Below are 12,250 nucleotides of genomic sequence, written 5' to 3'. Positions count from 1 at the left end.
ACGGAAACGGCGTGATGAACAAGACGACAGTCAAGGACGTCCCGACCGGTCAGGAAAGCCCTGCCGCCACCCCCGCGCGGACGGCCGGCGGCAGCCGTGCCCTCGCGGTGCTGCTGGTGATCACGGGCGCGGCCGGTCTCCTTGCCGCGTGGGTCATCACGATCGACAAGTTCAAGCTGCTGGAGAACCCGAACTTCGTTCCGGGCTGCAGCCTGAACCCGGTCGTCTCCTGCGGCAACATCATGAAGAGCGAGCAGGCCTCGGCCTTCGGCTTCCCGAACCCCATGATGGGGCTCGTCGCCTACGGCATCGTGATCTGCGTCGGCATGAGCCTGCTCGCCCGGGCGACGTTCCCGCGCTGGTACTGGCTGACCTTCAACGTGGGCACGCTCTTCGGCGTCGCGTTCTGCACCTGGCTCCAGTTCCAGTCGCTGTACCGGATCAACTCGCTCTGCCTGTGGTGCAGCCTGGCCTGGGTCGCCACGATCATCATGTTCTGGTACGTGACGTCCTTCAACGTCCGTAACGGCTTCCTGCCCGCCCCGGGCTGGCTCAAGGGCTTCTTCGGCGAGTTCACCTGGGTCCTGCCGACGCTGCACATCGGCATCATCGGCATGCTGATCCTGACCCGCTGGTGGGACTTCTGGACGAGCTGACGGGCCCGTCGTGACCGGCCCGGCCACGGCCCGGGAGGGATTGTCGGTGGTGTGACATAGGGTTTCGGACGTGGAGCCCGACCTGTTCACCGCCGCCGCGGAAGAGCGCCAGGAGAAGGACCCGTCCGGCAGTCCCCTGGCCGTGCGGATGCGCCCGCGCACCCTCGACGAGGTCGTGGGGCAGCAGCATCTGCTGAAGCCGGGCTCTCCCTTGCGCAGACTCGTCGCCGAGGGGAGCGGCGGCCCGGCCGGACCGTCCTCGGTGATCCTCTGGGGCCCGCCGGGCACCGGCAAGACGACCCTCGCGTACGTCGTCTCCAAGGCCACCGACAAGCGGTTCGTGGAACTCTCGGCGATCACCGCGGGCGTCAAGGAGGTGCGGGCGGTCATCGAGGGCGCCCGCCGCGCCACCGGCGGCTACGGCAAGGAGACCGTCCTCTTCCTGGACGAGATCCACCGCTTCAGCAAGGCCCAGCAGGACTCCCTGCTCCCGGCCGTGGAGAACCGCTGGGTGACCCTGATCGCCGCGACCACCGAGAACCCGTACTTCTCGGTGATCTCGCCGCTGCTCTCCCGCTCCCTCCTGCTGACCCTCGAACCGCTCACCGACGACGATCTGCGCGGCCTGCTGCGCCGGGCGCTCACCTCGGAGCGCGGCCTCAAGGACTCCGTGGCCCTGCCCGGCGACACCGAGGACCATCTGCTGCGTATCGCCGGAGGCGACGCCCGCCGTGCCCTGACCGCCCTGGAGGCCGCGGCCGGCGCGGCGCTCGACAAGGGCGAGCCGGAGATCACCCTCCAGACGCTGGAGGCGACGGTCGACCGCGCCGCCGTGACGTACGACCGCGACGGCGACCAGCACTACGACGTGGCGAGCGCCCTCATCAAGTCCATCCGCGGCTCCGACGTGGACGCCGCCCTGCACTACCTGGCCCGGATGATCGAGGCGGGCGAGGACCCCCGCTTCATCGCCCGGCGCCTGATGATCTCCGCCAGCGAGGACATCGGCCTCGCCGACCCGAACGCGCTGCCCATAGCCGTGGCGGCCGCGCAGGCCGTCGCGATGATCGGCTTCCCGGAGGCCGCGCTCACGCTCAGCCACGCCACCATCGCCCTCGCGCTGGCCCCGAAGTCCAACGCCGCGACGACCGCCATCGGCGCCGCGCTGGAAGACGTGCGCAAGGGACACGCGGGTCCGGTGCCGGCCCATCTGCGCGACGGGCACTACAAGGGCGCGGCCAAGCTCGGGCACGCCCAGGGGTACGTGTATCCGCACGACCTGCCCGAGGGCATCGCGGCCCAGCAGTACGCGCCCGAGGAGCTCACGGACCGGGAGTACTACACCCCGACCCGGCACGGCGCCGAGGCGCGGTACGCCGACGCGGTGGAGTGGACCAGGAAGCGCCTCGGTAGAGGGCGTTCCTGAGCACCCTGTACGATGTCTCGAAGCACTGCGTCCCGTGCCGGCTCCGGTCGGCACCACCAGAACGGGACAAGCAGTCGGAGCCCCCGCCTCCACGGGGGGATTCCAGGAGCGTCGCGCACCGTCGAAGGTGTCGCGGGCAACCCATCACCACCCGGATCTCCGGGACCGGTCGGTGGGTCACTCGCGTGCTGCACGTATGTGCCCAGACCCAGGAGCGGCTGCCCGCCCCGTCCCCGTGGATCTCCACAGCGGCGAGGAGGGTTTCCCGGGCTGCGGATTGCGACCTCCCCTAACCCTGGTGAAGCCGTATTCGCATCAGAGACATGAGGTGTTTGGTTCATGGCGAACCAGTCCCGCCCCAAGGTCAAGAAGTCGCGTGCCCTCGGCATCGCGCTGACCCCGAAGGCCGTCAAGTACTTCGAGGCCCGCCCCTACCCGCCGGGCGAGCACGGCCGTGGCCGTAAGCAGAACTCGGACTACAAGGTCCGTCTGCTCGAGAAGCAGCGTCTGCGCGCGCAGTACGACGTGTCCGAGCGCCAGCTCGTCCGCGCCTACGAGCGTGCCGCCAAGACGCAGGGCAAGACCGGTGAGGCTCTGGTCATCGAGCTGGAGCGTCGTCTCGACGCGCTGGTCCTTCGTTCGGGCATCGCCCGCACGATCTACCAGGCCCGCCAGATGGTCGTCCACGGCCACATCGAGGTCAACGGCGGCAAGGTCGACAAGCCGTCGTTCCGTGTCCGTCCCGACGACGTCGTGATGGTCCGCGAGCGCAGCCGCAGCAAGACGCTGTTCGAGGTCGCCCGTGCCGGTGGGTTCGCCCCCGACGGTGAGACCCCGCGCTACCTCCAGGTGAACCTCGCCGCCCTGGCCTTCCGCCTGGACCGTGAGCCGAACCGCAAGGAGATCCCGGTGATCTGCGACGAGCAGCTCGTCGTCGAGTACTACGCCCGCTGATCTTCCGACAGCGGACGCGGTACCACCTGCGCGTCTTCGTCAGCCCGTCGTCTCCCCGCCCTTCGAGGTGGGCGAGACGGCGGGCTTTCGCACATCCGGGGGCAGTCTGCGCGGCGAGGGCACCGCACCGAGCGGCGGCACCCCGGCCCCGCCCAGCGCCCGGGCGACCGCCACGTCCTGCCCGAGCAGCCCGCCCGCCCGTACGCACTCCTCGTACCGCTCGTCGCCCAGCTCCTGCCGGGCGAGGGCGGCGCAGCGCTCGTGCGGCGCGTTGTAGTACGCCGAGCCGAACAGCGGCAGCCCCACCGAAGGCCACATGCGCGACGCCGCCCCCTGGAGCACCGCGGCCTCGGCCGCGTCGCCCTCCATCACCGTGACCAGGGCGAGCAGTTCGACCGCGAGCACGGCGCCGAGCAGATCGTGGAAGCCGTGCGCGATGCCGAGGCCCTGCTCCAGCAGACCGCGCGCCCGCGCCTGATCGCCCTCGGCCTGGGCCTGGTACGCGAGGACGTACAGCGCGTACGCCAGCGCCCAGCGCTCCCCGTGGTCCTCGCAGACCCCGCGGACGTCCTCGCACAGTTTCACCGCGCCCGCCATGTCGCCCTGGAAGGCGAGCGCCATGGCCAGTTCGATCTGGCCCATCAGCACATTGCTGTTGAGTTCGCCGATCTCGTGATAGCGGTCCAGCGCCGAGCGCAGCAGCTTCTCGGCGCGCGCCATGTCGTCCGTGACCAGGGCCAGACAGCCGGTGCGATGCTCGGCGTACGCGACCGCGACGGCGTTCTCGCAGCGCTCCGCCTCGTCGCGGCACTCCTGGAGCGCGGACAGTGCGGGCACCGAGTCCCCCTGGAGGACCGCCACATAGCCGAGCACCCACAAGGCCTTCAGCCGTGACTGGTCGCGGTCGCCGTCGAGCTCGACACTGCGCTCCAGCCAGTGCCGCCCCTCCGAGAGGCGGCCGCAGCCGACCCAGTAGAACCACAGGGCGCCCGCCAGATACTGGCCCAGATGCGCCTCGTCGGGTTCGCCGAGCGAATACTCCAGCGCGCAGCGCAGATTCGGCAGTTCCGTCTCGACGCGCACCGCCACCTCGGCCTGCCGCGGCGAGAACCAGTCGAGCTCGCACCAGGTGACCAGGCCCATGTACCAGTCGCGGTGGCGACGGCGCAGCCGCTCCGCGTCCCCCGTCGCCGTCAGCCAGTGCGCGCCGTAGGCCCGCACCGTGTCCAGCATCCGGTAGCGCACACCGGCCGCGGTCTCCTCGCGCGAGAGCACGGACTGCGCGAGCAGCTCGCCGAGCACGTCCAGGACGTCGTCGGCGTGCAGTCCGTCCCCGCTGCACACGTATTCCGCGGCCTCCAGGTCGAACTGCCCGGCGAACACCGACAGGCGTGCCCACAGCAGCCGTTCTCCCGGGGTGCACAGTTCGTGGCTCCAGCCGATCGCCGTCCGCAGTGTCTGGTGCCGCGGCGGCGCGTCGCGCACACCGCCGGTCAGCAGCCGGAACCGGTCCTCCAGACGGGCGAGCAACTGCGCGGGGGAGAGGGCGCCGACGCGCCCCGCCGCCAGCTCCAGCGCCAGCGGGATCGCGTCCAGTCGCCGGCACAGCTCCAGGACGTCGGACGCGTTCCCCTCGTCCAGCACGAAGCCGGGCACCCGGGCCGCCGCCCGGTCCGCGAACAGCTCCACCGCCTCCGTCTCGGCCAGCGGAGCCAGCGGGAACACCCGCTCGCCCGCGATCCCCAGCGGTCTGCGGCCCACGGCCAGCACCCGCAGTCCGGGCGCCCGCCGCAGCAACTCGCCCACCAGCGGGGCACTCACGTCGACCAGGTGCTCGAAGCCGTCCAGGACCAGCAGGAGCCGGCGCCCGGCGACATGGTCGAGCAGCACCCGGCGCGGCGGCTTCGCCGTGTGGTCCGTCAGACCGAGCGCCTCGGCCACGGCGTACTCGACGAGTCCCGGGTCGCGCACCGCGGACAGATCCACGTGCCACACCCCGTCGCGCGGGTCCGTCCCCGCCGCCGCGTGCGCGGCGAACCGGGACTTGCCGACGCCTCCCATACCGGTCACGGTCACCAGGCGGACCGCCTCCAGCGCCTCGGCCAGCCGCGCGAGCTCCGCGGAGCGCCCCACGAACGCGTCGAGTTCCAGGGGCAGATTGCCGGGTACCGCAGGACCGGAGTGTCGACCGGGATGAGAACGCTGCATGAGATACGGAGCGTACTGACCCGTTAGCGCTCCGTACAATCGGTTCGCGCAACTCCACACTCCTGAGCGGATAAATGCGGTACGGAGCCCCGGCCCCGGCGCGATAGGCTCGGGCGACGACTTTTCGATGTTCAGGCACACAGTCAGGGAGCGGGTGCACAGTGTCCGGTGGTGAGGTGGCCGGGATCCTGGTGGCCGTCTTCTGGGCGATCCTGGTCTCCTTCCTCGCCGTCGCACTGGTGAGGCTGGCCCAGACGCTCAGGGCGACCACCAAGCTCGTGGCGGACGTGACCGACCAGGCCGTCCCGCTCCTGGCCGACGCCTCGGCGGCGGTGCGCTCCGCGCAGACGCAGATCGACCGGGTCGACGCCATCGCGTCGGACGTCCAGGAGGTCACGTCGAACGCCTCGGCGCTGTCGACGACCGTCGCCTCCACGTTCGGCGGCCCGCTGGTCAAGGTCGCGGCGTTCGGGTACGGCGTGCGCCGGGCCATCGGAGGCCGTCGTGAGAATGTGCCCGAGAAAGCGTCCCGGCGTACCGTGATCGTGGGCCGCGCCGTCCCGCCCACGCGGCGGGGAAAGCGGAAGAAGGACTGACGCAGCGATGTTCCGCCGTACGTTCTGGTTCACCGCGGGCGCAGCCGCGGGTGTATGGGCCACCACCAAGGTCAACCGCAAGCTCAGGCAGCTCACCCCCGAGAGCCTCGCGGCGCAGGCCGCGAACAAGGCGATCGACGCGGGTCACCGCCTCAAGGAGTTCGCGCTCGACGTCCGCGACGGGATGGCCCAGCGAGAGGCCGAACTCGGCGAGGTGCTCGGTCTGAACGCGGACCCGGATCCCGAACTGCCCACCCAGCGCCGTATCGCAGCGATCGGCGGCGCCGAGCAGTCCGGCGACAACAAGCAGATCAAGTACATCGACAACACGACGTACACGTACAACCGGAATGAGGACCACTGATGGAGTCGGCTGAAATCCGCCGCCGCTGGCTGAGCTTCTACGAGGAGCGCGGTCACGCCGTCGTCCCTTCGGCGTCGCTCATCGCGGACGACCCGACTCTGCTCCTGGTCCCCGCCGGCATGGTCCCCTTCAAGCCGTACTTCCTCGGTGAGGTCAAGGCCCCCTGGGCGCGCGCCACCAGCGTGCAGAAGTGCGTGCGCACGCCCGACATCGAAGAGGTCGGCAAGACCACGCGCCACGGCACGTTCTTCCAGATGTGCGGCAACTTCTCCTTCGGCGACTACTTCAAGGAAGGTGCCATCACCTACGCCTGGGAGCTGCTCACCTCGCCCCAGGACAAGGGTGGTTACGGCCTCGACCCCGAGCGTCTGTGGATCACGGTCTACCTCGACGACGACGAGGCCGAGACCATCTGGCGCGACAAGATCGGCGTCCCGGCCGAGCGCATCCAGCGCCTGGGCAAGAAGGACAACTACTGGTCCATGGGCGTCCCGGGCCCCTGTGGTCCGTGCTCCGAGATCAACTACGACCGCGGTCCGGAGTTCGGCGTCGAGGGCGGCCCGGCCGTCAACGACGAGCGCTACGTGGAGATCTGGAACCTGGTCTTCATGCAGTACGAGCGCGGCGAGGGCATCTCGAAGGAGGACTTCGAGATCCTCGGCGAGCTGCCCAGCAAGAACATCGACACCGGCCTCGGCCTGGAACGCCTCGCGATGATCCTGCAGGACGTGCAGAACCTGTACGAGATCGACACCTCGATGGCCGTCATCAAGAAGGCCACCGAACTGACCGGTGTCGAGTACGGCGCCGCCCCGGACTCCGACGTCTCGCTGCGCGTGGTCACCGACCACATGCGCACCTCCGTGATGCTCATCGGTGACGGCGTGAGCCCCGGCAACGAGGGTCGCGGCTATGTGCTGCGCCGCATCATGCGCCGCGCCATCCGCAACATGCGGCTGCTCGGCGCCACGGGTCCCGTCGTCAAGGACCTCGTCGACGTCGTGATCGAGATGATGGGCCAGCAGTACCCGGACCTGGTCAGCGACCGGCAGCGGATCGAGACCGTGGCCCTCGCCGAGGAGGCCGCCTTCCTCAAGACGCTGAAGGCCGGCACGAACATCCTCGACACGGCCATCACGGACACCAAGGAGACCGGCGGCACGGTCCTCGCCGGCGACAAGGCCTTCCTGCTCCACGACACCTGGGGCTTCCCGATCGACCTCACCCTCGAAATGGCCGCCGAACAGGGCCTGTCGGTGGACGAGGACGGTTTCCGCCGCCTGATGAAGGAGCAGCGGGACAAGGCCAAGGCCGACGCCCGCGCCAAGAAGTCCGGCCACGCCGACCTCGGTGCCTACCGTCAGATCGCCGACGCCGCCGGTGAGACCGACTTCGTCGGGTACGACGGCACCGAGGCCGAGTCGACGATCGTCGGCATCCTCGTGGACGGCGTCTCCTCGCCGGCCGCCACAGAGGGCGACGAGGTCGAGATCGTCCTCGACCGCACCCCGTTCTACGCCGAGGGCGGCGGCCAGATCGGTGACACCGGCCGCATCCGGGTCGACACCGGTGCCGTCGTCGAGATCCGCGACTGCCAGAAGCCCGTCCCGGGCGTGTACGTCCACAAGGGCGTCGTCCAGGTCGGCGAGGTCACCGTCGGCGCCAAGGCCCAGGCCGTCATCGACGTACGCCGTCGTACGGCCATCGCCCGCGCCCACTCGGCCACGCACCTGACGCACCAGGCGCTGCGCGACGCCCTCGGCCCGACGGCCGCCCAGGCCGGCTCCGAGAACCAGCCCGGCCGCTTCCGCTTCGACTTCGGCTCCCCGTCCGCCGTCCCGACGGCCGTGATGACGGACGTCGAGCAGCAGATCAACGAGGTGCTCGCCCGGGACCTGGACGTGCACGCCGAGATCCTGAGCCTGGACGAGGCCAAGAAGCAGGGCGCCATCGCCGAGTTCGGCGAGAAGTACGGCGAGCGCGTCCGCGTCGTGACCATCGGCGACTTCTCCAAGGAGCTGTGCGGCGGCACCCACGTGCACAACACCTCCCAGCTCGGCCTGGTCAAGCTGCTCGGCGAGTCGTCCATCGGCTCCGGCGTGCGGCGCATCGAGGCCCTGGTCGGCGTCGACGCCTACAACTTCCTGGCCCGTGAGCACACGGTCGTCGCCCAGCTCCAGGAACTGGTCAAGGGCCGTCCGGAGGAGCTTCCGGAGAAGGTCTCCGCCATGCTCGGCAAGCTGAGGGACGCCGAGAAGGAGATCGAGAAGTTCCGCGCGGAGAAGGTGCTCCAGGCCGCCGCCGGACTCGTCGAGTCCGCCCAGGACGTGAACGGCGTCGCGCTGGTCACCGGCCAGGTCCCGGACGGCACGGGCGCCGACGACCTGCGCAAGCTGGTCCTCGACGTGCGGGGCCGCATCCAGGGCGGACGGGCCGCCGTCGTGGCCCTGTTCACGGTCGTGGGCGGTAAGCCCCTGACGGTCATCGCCACCAACGAGGCCGCCCGCGAGCGCGGTCTGAAGGCCGGCGAGCTGGTCCGCGGCGCCGCCAAGACCCTCGGTGGCGGCGGTGGCGGCAAGCCGGACGTCGCCCAGGGCGGAGGCCAGAACGCGGCCGCCGTCGGCGAGGCCATCGACGCGGTCCGGCGCCTCGTCGCCGAGACGGCCAAGTAAGGACCGCGGACATGCGCAGAGGACGTCGGCTCGCGATCGATGTCGGGGACGCCCGCATCGGGGTCGCCTCGTGCGACCCCGACGGGATCCTCGCGACACCGGTGGAGACGGTCCCGGGGCGCGACATCCCGGCGGCGCACCGCCGGCTGCGGCAGCTCGTCGAGGAGTACGAGCCGATCGAGGTCGTCGTCGGGCTCCCTCGCTCCCTCAAGGGGGGCGAGGGCCCTGCCGCGGTCAAGGTCCGTGCCTTCACCCAGGAGCTCGCGGAAGGGATCGCTCCTGTTCCGGTACGGCTCGTGGATGAGAGGATGACCACGGTCACGGCCAGTCAGGGACTGCGCGCCTCGGGCGTGAAGTCGAAGAAGGGCAGGTCGGTCATCGACCAGGCGGCAGCCGTCGTGATCCTGCAGCAGGCCCTGGAATCCGAACGGGTGTCAGGCAAGTCGCCCGGCGAGGGCGTCGAAGTGGTCATGTGATCGCGATACGGTAACGTTCCGCCCGATGCGGTGGTGTTCGAACAGCCGTCGCACAGTAAAGAGGCGGACGGGAGCCGGGCCAGACGAGCCGGCCGCTGCCGGCTCGCGGCTCGTAGGGGATCGATGACTGAGTATGGCCGGGGCCCTGGCTCCGAACCGTGGAATCCGGAGGACCCGTTGTACGGGGACATCGGATGGGGCGGACAGGCCGCAGACGGCCAGTCCGCCTACGACGGCGGCCAGCCGCAGCACTATCCGCAGCAGCAGGGCGACTGGGGCCAGGGGCAGCAGTACCAGGGCCAGCAGCAGTACCCGACGCAGGGCCAGAACGGGCAGTATCCGGGCCAGCAGCAGTACCAGGGCCAGCAGTACCCGGGCCAGGGGCAGGGGCAGCAGCAGTACCCCGGTCAGGGGCAGCAGCAGTATCCGGGACAGGAACAGCAGTACCAGGGCCAGGGGCAGCAGCAGTTCAACGGCCAGGGCCAGCAGTACCCCGGTCAGGGTCAGCAGCAGTACCAGGGTCAGCAGCAGTTCAACGGCCAGGGTCAGCAGCAGTTCAACGGCCAGGGTCAGCAGCAGTATCCCGGTCAGGGTCAGCAGCAGTACCCCGACAGCGGCACCGGCGCCCAGCCGCAGGTGCCGTACACGGCCGATCCCGCCGACCCCTACGCGGGCCAGTACGCGGCCGAGCAGCCGGACTCCTACAACACCCCGGACGCCTATCCGCCGCCCGAGCCGCCGGCCCGGCGCCGTGCCGAGCCCGAACCCGAGCCCGACTGGGACCCGGGACCGGACCAGGGCGAGCACGCCTTCTTCGCCGGTGACGACGATGACGACGACTTCGACGAGGACGACGACCCGAAGAAGCGCCGGGGCCGCGGGGACCGCAAGGAGCAGCGCGGCGGCGGCAAGGAGCGCGGCGGCAAAGGCAAGAAGCGCCGCAGCGGCTGTGCCTGCCTGGTGGTCGTCATGGTCTTCGGCGGAGGTCTCGCCGGCGCCGGGTATTTCGGCTACCACTACTACCAGAATCGTTTCGGCGCGGCTCCCGACTTCGCGGGCGAGGGGACGGGGCAGGTCCCCGTCGAGATCGGCAAGGGCGAGGGCGGTTATGTCATCGGCCAGAAGCTGAAGGCTGCCGGTGTCGTCAAGAGCGTGGACGCGTTCGTGTCCGCTCAGGCGGAGAATCCCAAGGGCAAGTCGATTCAGGCCGGCGCCTATCTTCTGCGCAAGGGAATGTCGGCCAAGAGCGCCGTCGAGCTGATGCTCGACCCCAAGAGCCAGAACAACGTGACCGTGCCGCCCGGTTTCCGCAATGCCCAGGTCTACTTGGCGATCGACGCGAAACTCGGACTCGCCAAGGGCACGACGAGCGCCGTCGCGAAGAAGAAGTACAAGACCCTCGGGCTGCCGAGCTGGGCGAACACCAACAAGGACATAAAGGACCCCCTGGAGGGGTTCCTCTACCCGCTCACGTATCCCGCGGCCAAGGGCATGAAGCCCGAGGCCGTGCTGAAGAGCATGGTCGCGCAGGCCGACAAGAAGTACGCGGCGATGGGGCTCGTGGCGAAGGCGAAGGCACTCAAGCTCGACGACCCGCTCCAGGTGGTCACGGTCGCGAGCCTGGTCCAGGCCGAGGGCAAGACGCACGACGACTACCGCAAGATGGCCGAGGTCGTCTACAACCGTCTGAAGAGCACCAACACCGAGACCAACCAGAAGCTGCAGTTCGACTCGACCTTCAATTACCTGAAGGGCCAGAGCAAGATCAATATCGGCGAGTCCGAGATCAACAGCAATCCGGACCCGTACAACACGTATTACCACCGTGGTCTGCCGCCCGGTCCGATCGGCAATCCGGGCGACGACGCCTTCCGGGCGGTGTTCAATCCCACGAAGGACGGCTGGTTGTATTTCGTGGCGACCGACGGCCAGAACAATACGGAATTCGCCAAGACGCTGGCCCAGTTCGAGAAGCTCAAGGACAAATTCAATGCCAGCTCGGGCAACTGACGCCTCCCGGGCGGCCGTGCTCGGTTCACCGATCGCGCACTCCCTCTCGCCGGTGCTGCACCGGGCCGCGTACCGGGAACTGGGCCTCGGTGAGTGGACGTACGACCGCTTCGAGGTCGACGAGGCGGCGCTGCCCGCCTTCGTCGAGGGCCTCGGACCGGAGTGGGCCGGGCTGTCGCTGACGATGCCGCTCAAGCGGGCCGTCATGCCGCTGCTCGACGGGATCAGCGAGACGGCCGCCTCCGTCGAGGCGGTCAACACCGTCGTGTTCACCGAGGACGGGCGGCGCGTCGGCGACAACACCGACATCCCCGGGATGGTCGCGGCGCTGCGCGAGCGGGGGATCGAGCAGGTCGACTCGGCCGCCGTTCTCGGCGCCGGCGCCACCGCCTCCTCCGCGCTGGCCGCCCTCGCGAGGATCTGCACCGGTGAGGTCGTCGCGTACGTGCGGAGCCCGGAGCGGGCCGCCGAGATGCGCGAGTGGGGCGAGCGCCTCGGCATCGAGGTGCGTACCGAGGACTGGGCCGACGCCGAACAGGCGCTGCGGGCGCCCCTGGTGATCGCCACGACTCCGGCCGGGACCACGGACGCGCTGGCCTCCGCCGTTCCGGGGAGCCCCGCGACCCTCTTCGACGTGCTGTACGACCCCTGGCCGACCGATCTCGCGGCGCGCTGGTCCGCGTACGGCGGAGCCGTGGTCGGCGGCCTCGACCTCCTCGTGCACCAGGCCGTGCTCCAGGTGGAGCAGATGACCGGACGGCAGCCGGCCCCCCTGGGTGCCATGAGGGCAGCGGGGGAACACGCGCTCGCTTCCCGTGACGTCCGCTGACGTCCGCAGGGGCGGGGCGCGGGGCGCAGGGTTCAGTCAGGTACATGAACGGCGCGCCC

10 protein-coding genes are annotated in these 12,250 nt (G+C 70.0%); 9 read left to right on the top strand and 1 reads right to left on the bottom strand.

Annotated features, from left to right (window positions below; translation table 11 throughout):
* The first annotated feature begins 14 nt into the window (after positions 1–14).
* From ACIQ7M_RS25590 to rpsD, 3 genes are all read left to right on the top strand, one after another.
* A complete protein-coding gene (locus ACIQ7M_RS25590; RefSeq protein ID WP_403648422.1) occupies positions 15–656 on the top strand; it encodes a vitamin K epoxide reductase family protein in 642 nt (213 codons plus the stop codon).
* Positions 657–726: 70 nt separating this feature from the next.
* The gene (locus tag ACIQ7M_RS25585) at positions 727–2,082 is read left to right on the top strand and encodes a replication-associated recombination protein A (RefSeq protein WP_386985288.1); all 1,356 of its coding nucleotides are present in this window, start codon (positions 727–729) and stop codon (positions 2,080–2,082) included.
* A 339-nt stretch (positions 2,083–2,421) separates the two neighbouring features.
* Positions 2,422–3,036, top strand: a complete 615-nt coding sequence (gene rpsD, locus ACIQ7M_RS25580) for a 30S ribosomal protein S4 (protein ID WP_148007813.1) — start codon at positions 2,422–2,424, stop codon at positions 3,034–3,036.
* Positions 3,037–3,075: 39 nt separating this feature from the next.
* Here rpsD and ACIQ7M_RS25575 read toward each other — a convergent pair whose 3' ends face one another.
* On the bottom strand, positions 3,076–5,244 hold the full coding sequence (locus ACIQ7M_RS25575; RefSeq protein WP_355768187.1) for a regulator: 2,169 nt from the start codon (positions 5,242–5,244) through the stop codon (positions 3,076–3,078).
* A 161-nt stretch (positions 5,245–5,405) separates the two neighbouring features.
* On the opposite strand from ACIQ7M_RS25575, the gene ACIQ7M_RS25570 reads away from it, so the two are divergent.
* From ACIQ7M_RS25570 to ACIQ7M_RS25545, 6 genes are all read left to right on the top strand, one after another.
* Positions 5,406–5,840, top strand: coding sequence for a DUF948 domain-containing protein (locus ACIQ7M_RS25570; protein WP_355768184.1), 435 nt, complete (start codon positions 5,406–5,408; stop codon positions 5,838–5,840).
* A gap of 7 nt (positions 5,841–5,847) precedes the next feature.
* Complete coding sequence (locus ACIQ7M_RS25565; RefSeq protein WP_355768181.1) at positions 5,848–6,204, top strand: DUF6167 family protein; 357 nt, start codon at positions 5,848–5,850, stop codon at positions 6,202–6,204.
* Positions 6,204–8,876 (top strand): alanine--tRNA ligase, encoded by a 2,673-nt coding sequence (gene alaS, locus ACIQ7M_RS25560; RefSeq protein WP_355768179.1) that lies wholly within the window; start codon positions 6,204–6,206, stop codon positions 8,874–8,876. Before ACIQ7M_RS25565 ends, alaS begins: the two co-directional genes overlap by 1 nt.
* An 11-nt stretch (positions 8,877–8,887) precedes the next feature.
* Positions 8,888–9,352, top strand: coding sequence for a Holliday junction resolvase RuvX (ruvX, locus tag ACIQ7M_RS25555; protein WP_355768177.1), 465 nt, complete (start codon positions 8,888–8,890; stop codon positions 9,350–9,352).
* 123 nt (positions 9,353–9,475) lie between these two features.
* Positions 9,476–11,362 carry an endolytic transglycosylase MltG gene (mltG, locus tag ACIQ7M_RS25550; protein WP_403648415.1) on the top strand — a complete coding sequence of 629 codons (1,887 nt, stop codon included), beginning with the start codon at positions 9,476–9,478 and terminating at the stop codon, positions 11,360–11,362.
* Positions 11,343–12,191, top strand: a complete 849-nt coding sequence (locus ACIQ7M_RS25545; RefSeq protein ID WP_403648412.1) for a shikimate dehydrogenase — start codon at positions 11,343–11,345, stop codon at positions 12,189–12,191. Before mltG ends, ACIQ7M_RS25545 begins: the two co-directional genes overlap by 20 nt.
* Positions 12,192–12,250: the final 59 nt, after the last annotated feature.

It is taken from the genome of Streptomyces sp. NPDC096324 (assembly GCF_044763015.1).
Classification (GTDB): domain Bacteria; phylum Actinomycetota; class Actinomycetes; order Streptomycetales; family Streptomycetaceae; genus Streptomyces.
The sequence above is the reverse complement of the archived record's forward strand: the minus strand, read 5'-3'. Positions and strand labels throughout refer to the sequence as shown.

Coding starts and splice junctions, on each gene's coding strand:
- ACIQ7M_RS25590 (WP_403648422.1), top strand. CDS start 15: ATGAACAAGACGACAGTCAAGGACGTCCCGACCGGTCAGGAAAGCCCT.
- rpsD (WP_148007813.1), top strand. CDS start 2,422: ATGGCGAACCAGTCCCGCCCCAAGGTCAAGAAGTCGCGTGCCCTCGGC.
- ACIQ7M_RS25575 (WP_355768187.1), bottom strand. CDS start 5,244: ATGCAGCGTTCTCATCCCGGTCGACACTCCGGTCCTGCGGTACCCGGC.
- ACIQ7M_RS25565 (WP_355768181.1), top strand. CDS start 5,848: ATGTTCCGCCGTACGTTCTGGTTCACCGCGGGCGCAGCCGCGGGTGTA.
- alaS (WP_355768179.1), top strand. CDS start 6,204: ATGGAGTCGGCTGAAATCCGCCGCCGCTGGCTGAGCTTCTACGAGGAG.
- ruvX (WP_355768177.1), top strand. CDS start 8,888: ATGCGCAGAGGACGTCGGCTCGCGATCGATGTCGGGGACGCCCGCATC.
- mltG (WP_403648415.1), top strand. CDS start 9,476: ATGACTGAGTATGGCCGGGGCCCTGGCTCCGAACCGTGGAATCCGGAG.
- ACIQ7M_RS25545 (WP_403648412.1), top strand. CDS start 11,343: ATGCCAGCTCGGGCAACTGACGCCTCCCGGGCGGCCGTGCTCGGTTCA.